Source organism: Microvirgula curvata (assembly GCF_054781615.1).
The window spans coordinates 339,011-356,633 of sequence record NZ_BAAGUB010000003.1 but is presented as its reverse complement, the minus strand read 5'-3'; the positions used below and the strand labels follow the sequence as shown (position 1 = coordinate 356,633).

Below are 17,623 nucleotides of genomic sequence, written 5' to 3'. Positions count from 1 at the left end.
GCAGCAGATCTGCAGAAACGGCGACCTCATGGTCGCCGTTTCCTTTTTCCTGCCTGTATAATCCGTCGCTTGCCGAGAAGCGCTGCAAGGCGGGGTGCCCCGTCCCAGGCTCGGCCATGATTCAACGGCGCTTGCCTAACCCCCGTGGCTGCGGGAGTGCGGGTGAGCCGCATCCTCCCGGTCGCACCGTACAGGAAACTGACATGAACGCTGTGGCTGACAAATTCACTGATTACCTGGTCGCTGACCTCTCCCTCGCGGCCTGGGGCCGCAAGGAACTGTCGATCGCCGAAACCGAAATGCCCGGCCTGATGGCTCTGCGCGCCGAATACGGTGACAGCAAGCCGCTGAAGGGCGCACGCATTGCCGGCTCGCTGCACATGACCATCCAGACCGGCGTGCTGATCGAAACGCTGATCGCGCTGGGCGCCGAAGTGCGCTGGGCCTCGTGCAACATCTTCTCGACCCAGGACCAGGCCGCTGCCGCCATCGCTGCCGCCGGCATCCCGGTGTTCGCCTTCAAGGGTGAATCGCTGGACGAGTACTGGGACTACGCGCACCGCATCTTCGAATGGCCGGAAGGCCAGCCGGCGAACATGATTCTCGACGACGGTGGCGACGCCACGCTGCTGCTGGTGCTTGGCGCCAAGGCCGAACAGGACCGCAGCGTGATCGCCAGGCCGGGCAACGAAGAGGAAACCTCGCTGTTCGCCTCGATCGCCGCTCACCTGGAAATCGACCCGGGCTGGTACTCGAAGCGCCTGGCCGCCATCCGCGGCGTGACCGAAGAAACCACCACCGGCGTGCATCGCCTGTACCAGATGGAAAAGGACGGCCGCCTGCCGTTCCCGGCCTTCAACGTCAACGACTCGGTGACCAAGTCCAAGTTCGACAACCTGTACGGCTGCCGCGAAAGCCTGGTCGACGGCATCAAGCGCGCCACCGACGTGATGATCGCCGGCAAGGTCGCCGTGGTGCTCGGCTACGGTGACGTGGGCAAGGGTTGCGCCCAGAGCCTGCGCGGTCTCGGCGCCACGGTGTGGGTCACGGAAATCGATCCGATCTGCGCGCTGCAGGCGGCGATGGAAGGCTACCGCGTCGTCACCATGGACGATGCCTGCGCCCAGGGCGACATTTTCGTCACCACCACCGGCAACGTCGGCGTGATCACCCACGATCACATGAAGCGGATGCGCAACAATGCCATCGTCTGCAACATCGGCCACTTCGACAGCGAAATCGAAGTCGCCAGCCTGCGCCAGTACACCTGGGACAACATCAAGCCGCAGGTCGACCATATCGTGTTCCCGGACGGCAAGCGCATCATCCTGCTGGCCGAAGGCCGCCTGGTGAACCTCGGTTGCGCGACCGGTCACCCGAGCTTCGTGATGAGCAACAGCTTCACCAACCAGGTGCTCGCGCAGATGGAAATCTTCCAGCACGGCGAACAGTACGGCAAGCAGGTCTATGTGCTGCCGAAGCACCTGGACGAAAAGGTCGCCCGCCTGCACCTGGAACGCATCGGCGCCAACCTGACCGTGCTGTCGGACGAGCAGGCTGCCTATATCGGTGTGGACAAGAGCGGCCCGTACAAGCCGGCTCACTACCGCTACTGATTGCGCTGCATCCCTGACCAGAACGCCTCCGCATTGCGGAGGCGTTTTTGCGTCAGGAAACGGATTGCAACACCCAGCGCGCCAGCCACAGCGTGGCCATGCCGGCGGCCAGCGTCGGCAGGATCTTGCGCGTTCTGGCGGCGACCAGTACGGCCACCACGCCGGCGACCAGTTTCGGTTCGGCCAGCGAGGTGATCAGCCGGCCGTCCTGCATGACGATTTCCGGCACGGTGATGGCAGTCAGGATGGCCAGCGGGACGAAGCGCAGCGCAATCTGCAGTGCCGGCGGAATCCTGCGCTGGCCGAGCAGACCGATAAACGACAGGCGCAGCAGGAAGGTGATGGCCCCCAGGGCGGCGAACAGCAGCAACATGTTCATCGCGCCGCCCTCCGTGTCATCCAGACCCCGCCGACAATGCCGAGCAGCGTGGCGACGATCAGCGCCAGCTTGAACGGCAGGGCATACAGCGTGACGGCGGCAATGCCGGCGATGATGACGGCGGTCCAGTCGGCACGGTCGTGCGCGGCCGGGACCACCAGCGCGATAAAGGTCAGCGGGATGGCAAAGTCCAGCCCCCATTCGGGCGGGATTTCGCTGCCCAGCGCCAGTCCGGCCAGCGTCGACAACTGCCAGGCGGTCCACAGCGTCAGCCCGGCACCGAACAGGAACCAGTGCCGGTGTGGTGACGACCGGGCGGCATTCATGCGGTTGACGGTGACCGCGTAGGCTTCATCCGTCAGCAGATAGGCGAGCAGCGCCTTCCAGCCGGGGCCGAGCGTGCGCAGGCCGGGCGCCAGCGAGGCGCTGTACAGCACATGGCGCAGGTTGACGATGGCGATGGTGACGAAGATCACCGCCAGCGGCGCCTGGCTGGCCAGCATCTGGCTGAGGACGATCTGCGAGCTGCCGGCAAAGACCAGGGCGCTCATTGCCTGTGCCTGCCAGGCGGTCAGACCGGACTCCAGCGCCAGCACGCCATAGATCATGCCGAATGGCCAGACGCCCAGCAGCAAGGGCATGAGCGTCCTGGCGCCGGCAAGGAACTCGCTTCGTTTCGATGTCATCCGCGTATCTTGTCATGCGACAACAAAGTACGACAATGGACTTGCAGCGACGGCGCGCAAAAAAGCCCACCGGCGGTAACGCGGTGGGCCTGGGTCCGGCCGTGCGGTCGGAAAGGGGTCAGACGACCGGCGGCACGGTATCGATAAAGCTCTGCCGGGTCTCCAGCTTGTCGAACAGCAATTCCAGATTCGGGTAGCGCGTGCGCCATTCCAGTTCCGGCAGGCGCAGGCTGAGCCAGCCGAGACAGGCGCCGACGGAGATGTCCGCCAGCGTCATCCCGTTGCCGTAACACCAGGGCCGGTCAGCCAGTTCGAGCGACAGGGCCTCGAGGCCGGCTTCGATCTTGCCGTACTGGCGGCGTGCCGCACTGTCGCTCTGCTCGGTGGCGGGGCGCTTGCGTTCGTGAAACACCGCCGTGCCGGCATCGAGGATGCCGTCGGCCAGCGCCTGCCAGCGCTTGACCTGCATCAGCCCGCGCGTGTCGCCCGGCAGCAGCTTGCTGACCGGCGACAGGGCGTCCAGATACTCGACGATGACGCGCGAGTCGTACAGCACGGTGCCGTCGTCCAGCAGCAGCGTGGGCACCTTCCCCAACGGATTGATTCCCTTCAGCGCCACACTGTCGTCCCACGGATTGATGACTTCCAGTTGGCAGTCAATGCGTTTTTCCAGCAGGGCAATACGCACCTTGCGGGCATAGGGGCTGGTCAGCGAAGCAAAGAGTTTCATGGTTCTCGTCGAAGGATATAAAGGTACTGGCAATAAAACGTTGAGGCCATTGTAGAGCCAGAACCGCTCAGGCGCGACTTCGCGTGGTCTGCCGCGCGTCGGCGCGCCTGTCCGGGCCGCGTTTTACGGCAGCAATTCGATCTGGCCCTGGGCGCTGACGGTCAGCTCGCTTTCGCCGCTGGCCATCTCCGGGCCGGCCGCATCCGCCATGACGGCGGCCGACATCGCCTTGGCGCGATAGGCGACCGGGCGGAAGCCGCCGCCACTGTTCAGGCTGACTTCGACCACGCGGTAGTTGCGATAGCCCAGTGCCCGGGCGGCAATCTCGGCCCTGGCCTTGAAGGCGGTCAGCGCTTCCGGAATCAGGGCATTTTCGGCGCTGTCGCGGGCTTGCGGCGAGACCGAGAAGCTCAGACCGGCGAACTGCAGTTCCGGCGACAGGGCCGAAATCAGCTTCGACAGCGCCGCGACGTCGCGGCTTTCCAGCCGCAACTCGGCACGGCCGCGCCAGCCGGTCTGCTTGTTGTTCTTGTCATAGAGCGGCCAGCTGTTGCGGTTGCCGCTCTCGACCTTGACCTTGTCGTGACGCTTGGCGGTTTTCAGTGCGGCGTCGGTCACCTGGTCGAGGTGGGCGGCGACCTTGCCGGCATCGCTGCCCGAGGTTTCGACATACAGGGTGGCCTGGGCGACATCGTTGGCCACCAGGCGCTGGGCACTGGTGGTCAGGCTGACGAGCGGCCCCCTGGCCGGTTCTGCGGCCAGGGCCGGTACGGTGAAGGCGGAAAGCAGCAAGACGGGCAGCAAGCGTCGCATGAATTGTCCTCTGGCGTTGTTGTTTGATCAGATTTTGATGATATACCGCTGTATTCACTACAGCGTAGCTCATGACCGGTAAAAGATGTTTCCGGATGTGAACGTGCGCATCATGCCTGCGAGGGCGCTGCGGCTTCGGCCAGCAGCCGGTCTGCAACCGCCATGACGCCGCTGCCGGGCGGATCGGCGGTCAGCAGATAGAAGCCGGCGTCGCTGTCCAGTGCGTACTGCTCGCCCAGTACCCGCACCAGCCGGCCATCGCGCAGCGCGCTGTCGACCAGTGGTGCCGGCACGATGGCGACGCCGAGGCCGCGTTCGGCTGCCTCGATGGCGTGCAGGGTCTGGGAAAAGCTCGGGCCGGTGACGGGCATGTCGGCCCGGCCGTGGCGGGCGAACCAGCGCGACCAGTGCCGGTGCGTGTCGGAGATCAGCGGGATGCCGGCCAGATCGTCTGCGTTTTGCCAGTCGGCATGGCCGGCCAGTGCCGGTGCGCAAACCAGAATGGCCCGGCCGGGCAGCAGGAAGCGGGCCGTGCCCTCGGCAAAGGGCGGTGTGCCCCAGCGGATGGCGATATCGACCCGGCCGTCGCCGTGCAGCGGCCGCAGCTGGTCCGAGGCGTCGATGACCACGCTGCCGGCCGGCACGGCGGCCGAAATGCGCTCCAGGCGCGGGATCAGCCAGCGGCTGGCGATCGACGGCGTGGTGCTGACCAGAACCTGTCCGGGCGGGTGCCGGTCGGGGCCGGCGGTGAATTCGCGTGTGGCGGCTTCGAGGATTTCCAGCGCGAAGCGGGTCCGGCTCGCGTACTCGTCGCCGCAGTCGGTCAACGCGAGACCGCGCGGCAGGCGGTGGAACAGCGGGCGGCCGAGCTCGGCTTCCAGTGCCCGCACCTGCTGGGCGACCGCGCCCTGGGTGACGTGCAGCGCATCGGCGGCGGCACGGAAGCTGCCCAGCCGCGCGGCGGTCTCGAAGGCGAGCAGGTGATTCAGTGTCGGCAGGTGGCCGGCGCGGGGACCCCATTTTTTCATGGCTGCAGTTTTTCTACTGTCAGGGTGTTTGAATTCTGGTTTGTCGCCATGGCATGGCGCCCGCCATATTAGGGTTTGTGCAGCGAAAGGAAAACATCATGGCGGAACAGAAAGTAGCAATCATCACGGCAGGTGGCAGCGGCATGGGAGCGGCGGCGGCACGGCGGCTGGCGGGCGAGGGCTTCCGGCTGGCCATCCTGTCGTCGTCGGGCAAGGGCGAGGCGCTGGCTGCCGAACTGGGCGGGATTGGCGTGACCGGATCGAACCAGTCGAATGAAGACCTGCAGCGGCTGGTGGATCTGACGCTGGCGCGCTGGGGGCGGATCGATGCGCTGGTCAACAGTGCCGGCCATGGTCCGCGCGGCGCGGTGCTGGCGCTCGGCGACGACGACTGGCATCGCGGACTGGACGTCTATCTGCTCAATGTGGTGCGCGCCGCGCGGCTGGTGGTGCCGGTCATGCAGCGCCAGCGCAGCGGGGCCATCGTCAATATCTCCAGCTTTGCCGCCTTTGAGCCGGATCCGGCGTTTCCGGTATCGAGCGTGTTCCGCGCGGGCCTGGCGTCGTGGACCAAGCTGGTTGCCGACCGCTACGCGGCCGACAATATCCGCATCAACAATGTGCTGCCCGGCTATATCGACAGCCTGCCGGTCCCCGAGGCCGTGCTCGGGCGCATTCCGATGGGACGCGGCGGGCGGGTCGAGGAGGTGGCGGCGCTGATCTCGCTGCTGGTGTCCGACGAGGCTGCCTATCTGACCGGGCAGAACCTGCGCATCGACGGCGGACTGACCCGCTCGGTCTAGACGACGGGCAGCAAAAATCCCCGGCGCCAGCAATGGCGCCGGGGATTGTCATCCGGGTGCGGGCTTAGTGCATGCCGGGACGGCGTTCGGCGATTTCCTTGCGGAACACGCCGAAGTAGCCGAGCGCCAGCCAGACGAACCACAGCGGGGTGGCCATCAGCGCCATCCGGGTGTCGGCTTCCAGGCTCAGCAGCACCAGCACGAAGGCGAAGAACGCCAGGCACACGTAGCACATGATGACGCCGCCGGGCATCTTGTACAGCGACTTCTCGTGCAGCGCCGGGCGCTTTTTCCGGTAGACGATGTACGAGGCCAGAATCATCGACCAGACGAACATGAACAGTACCGCCGAGACGGTAGTGATCAGCGTGAACGCTTCGATCAGGTCAGGCACCACATAGACCAGCAGGGCGCCGACCAGCAGACACAGGCACGAGAACAGCAGGCCGTTGGCCGGCACCGCGCTGGACGACAGCTGGCCGAAGGCTTTCGGTGCCAGCTTGCCGCGCGCCAGACCGAACAGCATGCGGCTGGTGGAGAACACGCCGCTGTTGGCCGACGACGAGGCCGAGGACAGTACGACGAAGTTGATCAGGGCAGCGGCGGCCGGAATGCCGGCCAGCATGAACAGCTCGACGAACGGGCTCTTGTTGGCCACCACCGAGCGCCACGGCGTGACCGACATGATGGCGATCAGCGAGAACACATAGAAGATGATGATGCGGACCGGGATCGAGTTGATGGCTCGCGGCAGGTTCTTTTCCGGGTCCTTGGTCTCGGCGGCGGTGGTACCGACCAGCTCGATGCCGACAAAGGCGAACACGGCGATCTGGAAGCCGGCGAAGAAACCGCTGATGCCCATCGGGAACATGCCGCCGTCGTCCCACAGGTGGTGCAGCGAGGCGACCGAACCGGACGGGGAGGTGAAGCCGGTGACGATCATGAACAGGCCGGTGCCGACCAGGGCGACAATGGCGATGATCTTGATCAGTGCGAACCAGAACTCGATTTCACCGAACAGCTTGACCGTCAGCAGGTTGAGTCCGAGCAGCAAGAGTACGCACAGGACGGAGGGAATCCAGGGCGCGAGTTCCGGGAACCAGAACTGCATGTAGGCGGAGATGGCGATCACGTCGGCCACGCCGGTGACGACCCAGCAGAACCAGTAAGTCCAGCCGGTGAAGAAGCCGGCCCACGGACCGAGCAGGTCCGCCGAGAAATCAATGAATGAGCGGTAGTTCAGATTGGACAGGAGCAATTCGCCCATGGCCCTCATCACGAAGAACAGCATCACGCCAATGATCATGTACACGAACAGGATGGAAGGTCCGGCCAGGCTGATGGTCTTGCCCGATCCCATGAACAGCCCGGTTCCGATCGCGCCGCCGATTGCAATCAACTGAATGTGCCGGTTACTCAGGTTTCTTTTCAGTTTCTCTTCAATCGCAACGTCAGGGCGGTCGATCGGATAGACCGCATCGTACTTCTGCATCTGATTACCCCTGGATAGAAAGCGAATCATTTTCTGGATGTGTCGCGGTCGTCTCTGTCGGGACGACGACCGGGTGAGCCGCATGCCGATACGAGTGTCGGCGCGTGCAAACACAGTCTCTAATGCTTACAAGACCGTCACCGACTGCAGCATACCTGCGCGCTGGCATGCCGGAAGCAAAAAAGAGCAAATTTCAGTGATTCTGAACTGCATTTTTATATAAGTGCAGCATTCGTGTGCTAGTTCTTCGTCATGCCGGGCGGTTTTCGGGATTCATTCTCAATTGCGGGCGGGGCGTGGTTTCCCCTTTTGCAGCCCGGGCGGGATCCTGTCCGGCTGGCTTGTAGACCTCGGGATGAGCCAGAGCGCTTTTGCCGCACACATCGGCATCAGCCGGGTGATGCTGTCCCGCATCCTGCACGGGCATGCGGCGCTGGCTGCCGACATGGACCTGCGCCTGGCCGAGGCACAGGGCACTTCTTCCGGTTTCTGGCTGCGGCTGCAAGTGCAGCGCGACCTGTGGGAGGCCGCGCAGCGCACCAGTCTGCACCCGTCGACTCCCCTGCCGTCGACCCGCCCCTCCGCCGGGTCTGCGGCATCGTGTCGCAGGCCCGGCGCGCCTTCCTCGACGCATAATCCCGCCTCTTTCGTCATGCCTCACCGGCATGGCAGAAAAAAGTGTCCACGACGCTGACACTTTTATCCAGTAATTGGATATCCTTGTCTGCAATAGATAATGATTTGCATTACGCAAATTGTGCATTTTCACATTTTCGGGCGGTCGGGCCGCCGGGCGAGGGGACAGAACATGCTGGTGCCGTTTCTCATCATGCTGCGCGAGGGAATGGAGGCGGCGCTGATCGTCGGCATCATCGCCAGTTACCTGAGGCAGTCCGGCCAGCGCAAGCAGATGCCTGCGGTCTGGGCCGGCGTGGTTCTCGCCTGCGTGCTGAGTCTGGCGCTCGGCTTTCTGATCGAAGCCACCCAGAGCGAGTTTCCGCAGAAGCAGCAGGAGCTGTTCGAGGCGGTGGTCGCCCTGGTTGCCGTCGGCATCCTGACCTCGATGGTGTTCTGGATGAAGCAGGCGGCCCGCTCGATCAAGGCCCATCTGCACGATTCGATCGATGCCGCGCTGAACAAGGGCAATGGCCAGGCCTATGCGCTGGTCGGCATGGTGTTCTTTGCCGTCGCCCGCGAAGGGCTGGAGTCGGTGTTCTTCCTGCTGGCGGCATTCCAGCAACAGGAGGTTGGTCTGGCAGCACCGCTGGGCGCGATGCTGGGGCTGGCCGTCGCCGTGGCGCTGGGAATCGGCATCTATCAGGGCGGTATTCGCCTGGATCTGCGCCGTTTCTTCCGCTGGACCGGTGTATTCATCCTGTTCGTGGCGGCCGGCCTGCTCGCCGGCGCCGTCAAGGCGCTGCATGAGGCCGGGGTCTGGAATCAGCTGCAGACCGTCGTGTTCGACCTGAGCCTGGCGTTGCCGGCCGACAGCCCGTTCGGCGTCATTCTCGCCGGCCTGTTCGGCTACAACGACACGCCGACCGTTGGCGAAGCCCTGGCCTGGCTGCTGTTCCTGCTGCCGTCGCTGTACCTGTTCCTGGCTGGCCGGGGACAGCCCGCGCTGGCCCACCGTACCCATTGATCATTCTCCCGTTTATCCACAAAGGATCTGAAACCATGGCGCATCGCCACCTGATGAAACTGTCGGCCCTGTGCATGCTGGCCGCGCTGACCGCCTGCCAGAAAACCGAACCGCCAGCGGCAAGCCCTGCCGCCAGTACGGCTGCCCCGGCGGCACCGGACTTTGCCGAGCAACTGGTCGGCCCGGTCGCCGACTACAAGCTGTACGTGAGTGCGGAAGTGGATGAACTGGTCAAGCAGACACAGCGCTTTGCCGACGCGATCAAGGCCGGCAAGCTGGAGGAAGCCCGGGCGCTGTACGCGCCGACCCGTCGCCACTACGAGCGGATCGAACCGATTGCGGAACTGTTCTCCGATCTGGACACCGCCATCGACGTGCGCGAAGACGACTTCAAGGACAAGGCCAGCGACCCGAACTTCACCGGCTTCCACCGGCTGGAGAAAGCCCTGTTTGCCGACAACAGCACCAGGGGGCTGGACAAGCTGGCCGACAAGCTGGTGGCGGACACGGTGGAACTGCAGACGCGGATCAAGTCGCTGAGCATTCCGCCGGCGAAGATGGTCGGCGGTGCGGCCGGTCTGATCGAAGAAGTGGCGGCGACCAAGATCAGTGGCGAGGAAGATCGCTACAGCCATACCGACCTGTGGGACTTCCACGCCAATGTCGAAGGCGCACGCAAGATCGTCGATCTGCTGCGACCGCTGCTGCAGAAGGCTGATGCCGCGCTGCTGGCTCGCATCGACGGCAACTTCAAGGATGTCGACACGCTGCTGGGCAAATACCGCGCAGCGGACGGCGACGGTTTTGTCGACTACGGCAAGGTGACCGATGCCGACCGCACGGCAATGAAGGGCCCGATCAATACCCTGGCGGAAGACCTGTCCCGCCTGCGCGGTGTGCTCGGTCTCGACTGACCTTCCTCTTTTTTGCCATTGCCAGCGTCAGCTTCCGCCGGGGGCTGACGTTCTGTCTCTCAGGACCCGTTTTCCATGATCCTCTTTTCTTTCCGCTCTCCGGTATGGCTGGGGGCGGCCGTGCTGGCTGCTGTCAGCCTGTCCGCCTGCAAGGAGCCGGCAGCCACGCCCGCTGCTGCTGGCAAGGCTGACATTCCCGTGGTCAATGTGACTGTCACCGACAAGGCGTGCGAGCCGATGACGCTGAACGTGACCGCCGGCAAGACCCGTTTCATGATCAAGAACACCAGCGCCCGCGCGGTGGAGTGGGAGATCCTCAAGGGCGTGTATGTGGTGGAAGAGCGCGAGAACATCGCGCCGGGCTTTACCCAGAAACTGACCGCCACGCTGGAACCGGGCAGTTATGACATGACCTGCGGTCTGCTCAGCAATCCGCGCGGCAAACTGATCGTGACCGCTGCCGCCGGGCAGGCCGTGTCCGGCAAACCGTCGGCCAACGATCTGGTCGGGCCGATTGCCGACTACAAGCTGTACGTGAGTGCGGAAGTGGATGCACTGGTCAAGCAGACACGGCACTTCGCCGACGCGATCAAGGCCGGCAAGCTGGAGGAAGCCCGGGCGCTGTACGCGCCGACCCGTCGCCACTACGAGCGGATCGAACCGATCGCGGAACTGTTCTCCGATCTGGACACCGCCATCGACGTGCGCGAAGACGACTTCAAGGACAAGGCCAGCGACCCGAACTTCACCGGCTTCCACCGGCTGGAGAAAGCCCTGTTTGCCGACAACAGCACCAGGGGGCTGGACAAGCTGGCCGACAAGCTGGTGGCGGACACGGTGGAACTGCAGGCGCGGATCAGGTCGCTGAGCATTCCGCCGGCGAAGATGGTCGGCGGCGCGGCCGGTCTGATCGAAGAGGTGGCGGCGACCAAGATCAGTGGCGAGGAAGATCGCTACAGCCATACCGACCTGTGGGACTTCCACGCCAATGTCGAAGGCGCACGCAAGATCGTCGATCTGCTGCGACCGCTGCTGCAGAAGGCTGATGCCGCGCTGCTGGCCCGCATCGATGGCAACTTCAAGGATGTCGACACGTTGCTGGGCAAATACCGCGCAGCGGACGGCGACGGTTTTGTCGACTACGGCAAGGTGACTGATGCCGACCGCACGGCAATGAAGGGCCCGATCAATACCCTGGCGGAAGACCTGTCCCGCCTGCGTGGCGTGCTCGGCCTCGACTGACCCCTCCTCATGCCCTGCCGGCAAGGGATTCGTCGGCAGGGGACGGAATACCATCATGACTGAAAAAACAGATATTCCTGTGTCCGGGGCAGCGGCCCCCGCCTGCCCGTCGCGTCGCAAATGGCTGCTGGGCATGAGCGCTTTCGGCGGCGGCGCGGTGCTGGGCGCTGCCGGCGCCACCAGCTGGTTCCGCCGGCCGGCTGCTGACCCGGCCCGTGAGCAAGTGCCATTCGACGGTGTTCACCAGGCCGGCATCGTGACCGCAGCCCCGCAGGAAGCGATTTTCATCGCCTTCGACGTGCTGGCGCGCAACCGCGAACAACTGGCCGCGCTGTTCCGGCAACTGACTGAACGCATCCGCTTCCTGACCCGTGGCGGCCCGGCGCCGGTGGGCGACGCCCGGCTGCCGCCCATGGACTCCGGCGTGATGGGCGCCGAGATCGTGCCGGACGGGCTGACCATCACGGTGGCGGTCGGCGCGACACTGTTCGACGCGCGCTTCGGCCTCGAGGCGCGCAAGCCGCGGCATCTGGTCCATATGGAAGCCTTTCCGAACGACGCACTCGACGCCGGCTGGTGTGATGGCGACCTGCTGCTGCAGTGCTGCGCCCATTCGCGAGAGACGGTCATTCATGCCGTGCGCGACATCATCAAGCACATGCCGGACAAACTGGCGCCGCGCTGGAAGATGGACGGTTTCCTGCCGGCATCGGCCGTGCGCAGCGGCAGTACGCCGATCAACCTGTTCGGCTTCAAGGACGGGACCGGCAATCCGTCGACGGGCGATGACAAGCTGATGGACGACATGGTCTGGGTCGGCAGCAAGGACCAGGAGCCGGACTGGGCTGCCGGCGGCAGTTATATGGCGGTGCGTCTGATCCGCTTTCTGCTGGAGCAGTGGGACCGCACGCCGCTGGGCGAGCAGCAGACCGACTTTGGCCGCGACAAGGCCTCCGGTGCGCCGCTGGGCCGCAAGGCAGAGTTTGACGACCCGGGCTTCGCCGCCGACCCCGATGGCAAGGGCGTGCCGCTCGACTCGCACATGCGTCGAGCCGAACCGCGCCGGCACGGTCGCCACGATGCCAGGCTGCTGCGCCGCAGCTACAGCTATTCGGCCGGGCTGACCCGTTCCGGGCAGCTGGACATGGGGCTGGTGTTTGTCAGCTTTCAGGCCAATCTGCAGACCGGCTTTATCGATACGCAAAAGCGCCTGGACCGCGAGCCGCTGGAGGAATACATCAAGCCGTTTGGCGGCGGGTATTTCTTTGTGTTGCCGGGGGTGAGGGGGGAAGCGTGGGTGGGGGAGGGCTTGCTGCACAGATAGGCGGAAATAAGCGGATGGCATCTGCCATCCGCCAGCCAGGCGTACATCAGACGCAAAAAAGGCCTGCATTGCTGCAAGCCTTTTGAATTCTGGTGGCCAGGGGCGGAATCGAACCGTCGACACGCGGATTTTCAATCCGCTGCTCTACCAACTGAGCTACCTGGCCATCTCTCGTTGCTGCGCTGTGCGCTGCGTTGAGGACGCGAATTAAACCGTAAACCGGGGTGGTGGTCAAGCGCTTTCTGCAAAAAAGTGCCGCCGGCCGAAATGGCGGCCGGATTTCCGGCTTTTTGCAAATCGCCGGGCTGGCCGGTTCAGCGGCCCGGCTGTACTGGCTGGGCGGCGATAAAGGCCGGCAGGGTCATCAGATGGGCGTCGATGGCGACCAGGCGCGGGAAGTCGTCCAGCGGCAGGTCGTAGCGGCGTGCCGTATACAGCTGCGGGGCCAGGCACAGATCGGCCAGCGTCACCGTGTCACCATGGCAGCAGGCACCGGCATTGTCGGTCGCCAGCCGCTCCAGCGTGGCCAGACCGCTGTGGATCCAGTGCCGGACCCAGTTGCCGCGCTGCATGTCGTCAGCGCCGAAGTCCGCTTCCAGCTGCTGGAGCACGCGCAGGTTCTGCAGTGGATGGGTGTCGCAGGCCAGGGTCAGCGCCATCGAGCGGATGGTGGCACGCGCACGCGGGTTTGGTGGCAGCAGCGGCGGGGTATCCGGCCAGGCTTCGTCCAGATAGGCGCAGATGGCCAGCGATTGCGACACGCGCAGGGCGCCGTCGACCAGCAGTGGCACCAGCCCGGCCGGATTCAGCCGCAGGTAGTCGGCATCGCGCTGCTGGCCGTGGCGCAGGTCCACCGGCCGCGACTCGAATTCGAGCCCTTTCAGGTGCAGCGCAATCCGCACCCGGTAGGCCGCACTGGAACGCCAGTAGTCGTAAAGAATCAGCATGCGGCCACCTGCTGCTCGATGGCGCCAAAGACCGACTGGCCGTCGCTGCCGCGCATGTCGAAGCGGACCTTGTCGCCAGGCATCAGCCAGGGGGTGTGCGGAGTGCCGTCGGCCTGGTGCTCGCGCATGCGCCGTTCGGCAATGCAGGCTTCGCCGACCGATGGGTCGGCATTGGATACCGTGCCGGAGCCGATAATGCTGCCGGCAACCAGTGGGCGGGTGCGTGCCGCATGGGCAATAAGCTGCGGAAAGGAAAAATGCATGGCACTGGCATGCGGGTGGCCGAACGGTTTGCCGTTCAGTGTCACCTCCAGCGGTAACTGCACGCGGCCGTCGTGCCAGGCGTCACCAAGCTCGTCGGGGGTGACGGCAACCGGGCTGGCGCTCGACGCCGGCTTGCTCTGGTAGAAGCCGAAGCCACGCGCCAGCTCAGCGGGAATCAGCCCGCGCAGGCTGACGTCGTTGACCAGCATCAGCAGCCGGATGCCGGTGGCCGCAGTCAGTTCGTCGCAGCCGGCCGGCAGGTCGCCGGTAATCGCGGCAACTTCGCCCTCGAAATCCAGGCCCCAGGCTGCATCGCGCCACGGGATCGGCGCGGTCGGTGCCAGCCAGCCGCCACTGTCGCCCTGATACATCAGCGGCGTCTGGTACAGCTCGGCCGGCATGTCCGCACCCCGGGCCCGCCGTACCAGTTCGACGTGGGACAGAAAGGCGCTGCCATCAGCGAACAGGTAGGCGCGGGGCAGCGGGGCTGCGCAGTCGGCGGCGACGAATGGCAGGCTGCCGGACAATTCGCCGTTGTCGAGTGCGGCGGCGATTTCAGCCAGCCGCGGGGCGACCTGTTCCCACTGGTCGAGTGCGGCCTGCAGCGTCGGCGCGATGCCGGGCACGGCCACGCAGCGGCCCAGATCGCGGCTGACTACCACCAGGCGGCCATCGCGGCCGTGTTTGATTGACGCAAGTTTCATGGTGTCCCTGTCGTGTCCCGGTCTGGCGCTCAGCCTTTCCAGGAGTCCGCGTAAGCCGTCCATTCCACGCCGTCCGGCAACGGCGCAACCAATAGGGGTTTGCGACTGTCCACCATCACCGCGACCTCGTCGGTAAAGGCCCGCGCGCCGGCCGCCGCCGTGGCGAAGGCTTTCGGATGCGGGCCGTGGGGCAGGCCGGTCGGATGCAGCGTGGCCATGCCCGGGTAGATGTGGTCGCGGCTCATGAACTCGCCGGCGTGATAGAAGATAAATTCATCGTAGTCGTCATTGCTGTGGAAAAACGGCAGTTTCAATGCGCCAGGGTCGGATTCCAGCGGGCGGGGTACAAAAGTGCTGATCATGAAGCCCGGCGCGAAGAAGGTCGCGTGCACGGTCGGCGGCAGGTGGTAGCGATGGCTCATGACCGGGCGGATGTCGCGCCAGTTGAGCGCGAACGCACACAGGTCGCCGTGCCAGCCGATGCTGTCCAGCGGATTGAACGGGTAGCGCAGCGTGCTGACGCGGTCGAAACGCTTGACCCGGACCGCAGTCGGCGTATCGCCCTGCTGGGCCAGAAAGGCATCGTCGATGACCGGCGTGCGCAGGCAGGCGGCGTCGAACAGGGCGTGGCGGCCAAGCAGGCCCCTGTCCGGCAGATCGTAGCGACCGTCGATGGCCTCGATCAGCAGCATCGGCCCCGGTGTCGCCGGTTCCAGCCGCCACAGCGCACCACGCGGCAGCAGCAGGTAGTCGCCGTCGCGGTAGTCGAGCCGGCCCCAGTCGCAGAACAGCGTGCCGGCACCGGCATGGACGAACAGCAGCAGGTCGCCATCGGCGTCGCGTACCAGCGGTGTCGGTTGCCCTGCGCGCCATTGGCGGATGGCCAGTTGCCGGTTGCCGAGCAGCAGCGGCGCGCTCCACGGGCAGGTATCACTGGCGGACAGCAGGTTGAAATCGAATGCGCGCGGCCGCAGCTCGCCGTCGATCGCTGACCAGCCGGTCGGCGGGTGGGCGTGATGGAAGTGACAGGCCGGACCGGCAAAGCCGTCACGGCCCATCTCGCGTTCGTAGCTGCCTGCCGGCAGGTCGGCATGCGCCTGCGGCGAGTGGCGGCCCTGTGCCAGCGGCCAGTAGATCGGTGAGGTGCTCATTGCGGCGCCCCCGTGTCGGACAGCACACCCCGTGCGACCTGGTCGCGCTCGATGGCCTCGAACAGCGCGCGGAAATTGCCTTCGCCGAAGCCCTCGTCACCCTTGCGCTGGATGATCTCGAAGAAAATCGGCCCGATGACGGTATCGGTGAAAATCTGCAGCAACCGCCCGCCGCCGGGGCTGCCGTCGATCAGGATGCGATCGCTGCGCAGACGCGCCAGGTCTTCGCCATGGCCGGGCAGGCGGGCATCGACGCCGTCGTAGTAGCTGTCCGGCGTGTCGAGAAAACGCACGCCGCGCGCACGCAGTGCCTCGACTGTTGCATAGATGTCGTCGCAGCCGAGCGCGATGTGCTGGACCCCTTCGCCATGGTAGGCGCGCAGGTACTCCTCGATCTGCGAGCGGTCATCGGCCGATTCGTTGATCGGGATGCGGATCTTGCCGCACGGGCTGGTCATCGCCCGGCTCCTGAGCCCGGTCAGTTTGCCCTCGATGTCGAAATAGCGGATCTCGCGGAAATTGAACAGCCGCTGGTAGAAACCGGCCCAGTCGTCCATATGGCCGCGTTCGACGTTGTGGGTCAGGTGATCGATGCCGGTCAGGCCGCACCCCCGGGTATCGGCCGGGGTCAGCCGGAAATCGACGTCGTACAGCGAATGCTCGCCGAAGCGCTCGACCAGGTACAGGCAGGCGCCGCCGATGCCCCTGATCGCCGGCAGGTTCAGTTCCATCGGCCCGGCGCGGTGCGGAACGCCCTCGGCGCCGAGCTCGAGCGCGCGCCGGTAGGCATCGGCGGCATTGCCGACCCGGAAGGCAAAGGCGCACACCGACGGGCCGTGCAGGCGGGCGAAGTCGGCGCCGAAACTGGCCGGTTCGGCATTGACGATGAAATGGATATCACCCTGCTGCCACAGCGCGACGCGCTTGGTGCGGTGCAGGCCGGTACGGACGAAGCCCAGTTGGGTGAACAGCGCTTCCAGCGCCGCGGGCTCGGGGGCGACGAATTCGATGAACTCGAAACCGTCGGTTCCCATCGGATTGAGGGGGTCTGCCATGCGTATTGTCTCCTCGTGTGTTCCCGCTCTGGATGGCGGGAATCGGGTGCTGCCGGTGTTGCTCAGCCGAGCCGGGCCTCGCGGCACCAGGCGGCAAAATCGTCTTCGAGCTGGTCGAAACTGTCGATGACGAACAGGTCGTTCTGCATGTGCCAGATGTCGTAATCGCGCGCGGCGATGGCATCGAGGTCGAAATCGTGGCGGGTAACCGCGTCGGACAGACTGTGCAGCACCTCGCCCGGTGATGACACGATGCCCGAACCATAGATGCGCAGCCCTTCGGCCGCACGAATCAGGCCGAACTCGACCGTGTACCAGTAGATGCGCGGCAGCCACTCGGTGGCCGGATGGCCGCTGGCGAACGCTGCCTTGCCGGCATGACCGAAGCGCTCGAAGAAAGCGGCGAAGCGCGAGTGGGTCAGCAGCGGTGCGTGGCCGATCAGGTCATGGAACATGTCCGGCGCCGGGGTGTAGTCGAGCTCGTCCGGCTTGCGGATAAAGTCGGTGGACGGAAAACAGCGTCCGGCCAGCAGGGTGAAGAAGTCGTCGTTCTCGACCAGTCCGGCGACCCGGGTCAGCCGCCAGCCGGTGTATTGCTCGATGCGGCGGCTGATGTCGACCAGTCGTGGCAGCCGGGTTTCCGACAGCTCCAGCCGGGCCAGACCGGCCAGGTACTCGTCACAGGCGCGGCCGGGCAGCAGTTCGCGCTGGCGCGCATACAGGCGCGTCCAGGTCTCATGCTCGGTATCGCTGTAGTCGGGGACAGGGAAAGTGGCCAGATCGACCATGCAGGCGGTGTCGGATGGGGCGGACATCAGGGGCTCCCGGGCGAC

At 65.2% G+C, this 17,623-nt stretch carries 18 protein-coding genes, 1 tRNA gene and 1 riboswitch; of the genes, 7 read left to right on the top strand and 12 right to left on the bottom strand.

All coding sequences use genetic code 11. The features are described 5' to 3' along the window. Nucleotides 1-68: 68 nt before the first annotated feature. A riboswitch (S-adenosyl-L-homocysteine riboswitch) is annotated at nucleotides 69-140 on the top strand. A gap of 63 nt (nucleotides 141-203) precedes the next feature. After that, a complete protein-coding gene (ahcY, locus tag ACYVG8_RS01900; protein WP_028500086.1) occupies nucleotides 204-1,616 on the top strand; it encodes an adenosylhomocysteinase in 1,413 nt (470 codons plus the stop codon). 52 nt (nucleotides 1,617-1,668) lie between these two features. Here the strand turns inward: ahcY and ACYVG8_RS01895 are convergent, their stop codons facing one another. From ACYVG8_RS01895 to ACYVG8_RS01875, 5 genes are all read right to left on the bottom strand, one after another. Beyond that, complete coding sequence (locus tag ACYVG8_RS01895; protein ID WP_036386608.1) at nucleotides 1,669-1,995, bottom strand: AzlD domain-containing protein; 327 nt, start codon at nucleotides 1,993-1,995, stop codon at nucleotides 1,669-1,671. After that, entirely contained in the window at nucleotides 1,992-2,681 is a 690-nt protein-coding gene (locus ACYVG8_RS01890) for an AzlC family ABC transporter permease (RefSeq protein WP_036386605.1), read from the bottom strand. Before ACYVG8_RS01890 ends, ACYVG8_RS01895 begins: the two co-directional genes overlap by 4 nt. 118 nt (nucleotides 2,682-2,799) lie before the next feature. Then, nucleotides 2,800-3,411 (bottom strand): glutathione S-transferase family protein, encoded by a 612-nt coding sequence (locus ACYVG8_RS01885; RefSeq protein WP_112692183.1) that lies wholly within the window; start codon nucleotides 3,409-3,411, stop codon nucleotides 2,800-2,802. 123 nt (nucleotides 3,412-3,534) lie between these two features. Beyond that, nucleotides 3,535-4,224, bottom strand: a complete 690-nt coding sequence (locus ACYVG8_RS01880) for an SIMPL domain-containing protein (RefSeq protein WP_036386603.1) — start codon at nucleotides 4,222-4,224, stop codon at nucleotides 3,535-3,537. Between the two features lie 110 nt (nucleotides 4,225-4,334). Then, nucleotides 4,335-5,252 (bottom strand): LysR substrate-binding domain-containing protein, encoded by a 918-nt coding sequence (locus ACYVG8_RS01875; protein WP_036386601.1) that lies wholly within the window; start codon nucleotides 5,250-5,252, stop codon nucleotides 4,335-4,337. A 98-nt stretch (nucleotides 5,253-5,350) separates the two neighbouring features. Between ACYVG8_RS01875 and ACYVG8_RS01870 the strand changes: the two genes are divergently transcribed. After that, nucleotides 5,351-6,055 (top strand): SDR family oxidoreductase, encoded by a 705-nt coding sequence (locus ACYVG8_RS01870; RefSeq protein WP_028500083.1) that lies wholly within the window; start codon nucleotides 5,351-5,353, stop codon nucleotides 6,053-6,055. Nucleotides 6,056-6,119: 64 nt separating this feature from the next. On the opposite strand, the gene cycA is transcribed toward ACYVG8_RS01870, so the two are convergent. Beyond that, nucleotides 6,120-7,547, bottom strand: coding sequence for a D-serine/D-alanine/glycine transporter (gene cycA / locus ACYVG8_RS01865; RefSeq protein ID WP_028500082.1), 1,428 nt, complete (start codon nucleotides 7,545-7,547; stop codon nucleotides 6,120-6,122). Nucleotides 7,548-7,770: 223 nt separating this feature from the next. On the opposite strand from cycA, the gene ACYVG8_RS01860 reads away from it, so the two are divergent. From ACYVG8_RS01860 to efeB, 5 genes are all read left to right on the top strand, one after another. Next, nucleotides 7,771-8,241, top strand: coding sequence for a HigA family addiction module antitoxin (locus ACYVG8_RS01860; protein ID WP_373280381.1), 471 nt, complete (start codon nucleotides 7,771-7,773; stop codon nucleotides 8,239-8,241). 114 nt (nucleotides 8,242-8,355) lie between these two features. Then, nucleotides 8,356-9,189, top strand: a complete 834-nt coding sequence (gene efeU / locus ACYVG8_RS01855; protein ID WP_107889320.1) for an iron uptake transporter permease EfeU — start codon at nucleotides 8,356-8,358, stop codon at nucleotides 9,187-9,189. A 35-nt stretch (nucleotides 9,190-9,224) separates the two neighbouring features. Continuing rightward, nucleotides 9,225-10,103, top strand: a complete 879-nt coding sequence (gene efeO, locus ACYVG8_RS01850; protein ID WP_460744943.1) for an iron uptake system protein EfeO — start codon at nucleotides 9,225-9,227, stop codon at nucleotides 10,101-10,103. A 75-nt stretch (nucleotides 10,104-10,178) separates the two neighbouring features. After that, on the top strand, nucleotides 10,179-11,345 hold the full coding sequence (gene efeO / locus ACYVG8_RS01845) for an iron uptake system protein EfeO (protein WP_460744942.1): 1,167 nt from the start codon (nucleotides 10,179-10,181) through the stop codon (nucleotides 11,343-11,345). Nucleotides 11,346-11,400: 55 nt separating this feature from the next. Continuing rightward, a complete protein-coding gene (gene efeB, locus ACYVG8_RS01840; protein WP_460744941.1) occupies nucleotides 11,401-12,669 on the top strand; it encodes an iron uptake transporter deferrochelatase/peroxidase subunit in 1,269 nt (422 codons plus the stop codon). A 90-nt stretch (nucleotides 12,670-12,759) separates the two neighbouring features. Here efeB and ACYVG8_RS01835 read toward each other — a convergent pair. From ACYVG8_RS01835 to ACYVG8_RS01810, 6 genes are all read right to left on the bottom strand, one after another. After that, nucleotides 12,760-12,835, bottom strand: a tRNA-Phe gene (locus tag ACYVG8_RS01835). 148 nt (nucleotides 12,836-12,983) lie between these two features. After that, nucleotides 12,984-13,616: a maleylacetoacetate isomerase gene (gene maiA, locus ACYVG8_RS01830; RefSeq protein ID WP_107889325.1), complete on the bottom strand. Its 633-nt coding sequence runs from the start codon at nucleotides 13,614-13,616 to the stop codon at nucleotides 12,984-12,986. After that, complete coding sequence (locus ACYVG8_RS01825) at nucleotides 13,610-14,584, bottom strand: fumarylacetoacetate hydrolase family protein (RefSeq protein WP_112692180.1); 975 nt, start codon at nucleotides 14,582-14,584, stop codon at nucleotides 13,610-13,612. Before ACYVG8_RS01825 ends, maiA begins: the two co-directional genes overlap by 7 nt. Before the next feature lie 29 nt (nucleotides 14,585-14,613). Then, the gene (locus tag ACYVG8_RS01820) at nucleotides 14,614-15,735 is read right to left on the bottom strand and encodes a homogentisate 1,2-dioxygenase (protein WP_107889327.1); all 1,122 of its coding nucleotides are present in this window, start codon (nucleotides 15,733-15,735) and stop codon (nucleotides 14,614-14,616) included. After that, nucleotides 15,732-16,790, bottom strand: coding sequence for a 4-hydroxyphenylpyruvate dioxygenase (gene hppD, locus ACYVG8_RS01815; RefSeq protein ID WP_036384636.1), 1,059 nt, complete (start codon nucleotides 16,788-16,790; stop codon nucleotides 15,732-15,734). The genes ACYVG8_RS01820 and hppD overlap by 4 nt, the downstream gene beginning before the upstream one ends. Before the next feature lie 62 nt (nucleotides 16,791-16,852). Then, a complete protein-coding gene (locus tag ACYVG8_RS01810; protein ID WP_051528573.1) occupies nucleotides 16,853-17,605 on the bottom strand; it encodes a phenylalanine 4-monooxygenase in 753 nt (250 codons plus the stop codon). Between the last annotated feature and the right edge of the window lie 18 nt (nucleotides 17,606-17,623).

Bases quoted from the DNA above. Each gene is read 5' to 3' on its own strand.
- ACYVG8_RS01880 (WP_036386603.1), bottom strand. From the start codon at position 4,224: ATGCGACGCTTGCTGCCCGTCTTGCTGCTTTCCGCCTTCACCGTACCG.
- cycA (WP_028500082.1), bottom strand. From the start codon at position 7,547: ATGCAGAAGTACGATGCGGTCTATCCGATCGACCGCCCTGACGTTGCG.
- ACYVG8_RS01810 (WP_051528573.1), bottom strand. From the start codon at position 17,605: ATGTCCGCCCCATCCGACACCGCCTGCATGGTCGATCTGGCCACTTTC.
- efeO (WP_460744943.1), top strand. From the start codon at position 9,225: ATGGCGCATCGCCACCTGATGAAACTGTCGGCCCTGTGCATGCTGGCC.
- efeO (WP_460744942.1), top strand. From the start codon at position 10,179: ATGATCCTCTTTTCTTTCCGCTCTCCGGTATGGCTGGGGGCGGCCGTG.
- maiA (WP_107889325.1), bottom strand. From the start codon at position 13,616: ATGCTGATTCTTTACGACTACTGGCGTTCCAGTGCGGCCTACCGGGTG.
- hppD (WP_036384636.1), bottom strand. From the start codon at position 16,790: ATGGCAGACCCCCTCAATCCGATGGGAACCGACGGTTTCGAGTTCATC.
- efeB (WP_460744941.1), top strand. From the start codon at position 11,401: ATGACTGAAAAAACAGATATTCCTGTGTCCGGGGCAGCGGCCCCCGCC.
- ACYVG8_RS01895 (WP_036386608.1), bottom strand. From the start codon at position 1,995: ATGAACATGTTGCTGCTGTTCGCCGCCCTGGGGGCCATCACCTTCCTG.
- ACYVG8_RS01870 (WP_028500083.1), top strand. From the start codon at position 5,351: ATGGCGGAACAGAAAGTAGCAATCATCACGGCAGGTGGCAGCGGCATG.
- ACYVG8_RS01875 (WP_036386601.1), bottom strand. From the start codon at position 5,252: ATGAAAAAATGGGGTCCCCGCGCCGGCCACCTGCCGACACTGAATCAC.
- ACYVG8_RS01820 (WP_107889327.1), bottom strand. From the start codon at position 15,735: ATGAGCACCTCACCGATCTACTGGCCGCTGGCACAGGGCCGCCACTCG.
- ACYVG8_RS01885 (WP_112692183.1), bottom strand. From the start codon at position 3,411: ATGAAACTCTTTGCTTCGCTGACCAGCCCCTATGCCCGCAAGGTGCGT.
- efeU (WP_107889320.1), top strand. From the start codon at position 8,356: ATGCTGGTGCCGTTTCTCATCATGCTGCGCGAGGGAATGGAGGCGGCG.
- ahcY (WP_028500086.1), top strand. From the start codon at position 204: ATGAACGCTGTGGCTGACAAATTCACTGATTACCTGGTCGCTGACCTC.
- ACYVG8_RS01890 (WP_036386605.1), bottom strand. From the start codon at position 2,681: ATGACATCGAAACGAAGCGAGTTCCTTGCCGGCGCCAGGACGCTCATG.
- ACYVG8_RS01825 (WP_112692180.1), bottom strand. From the start codon at position 14,584: ATGAAACTTGCGTCAATCAAACACGGCCGCGATGGCCGCCTGGTGGTA.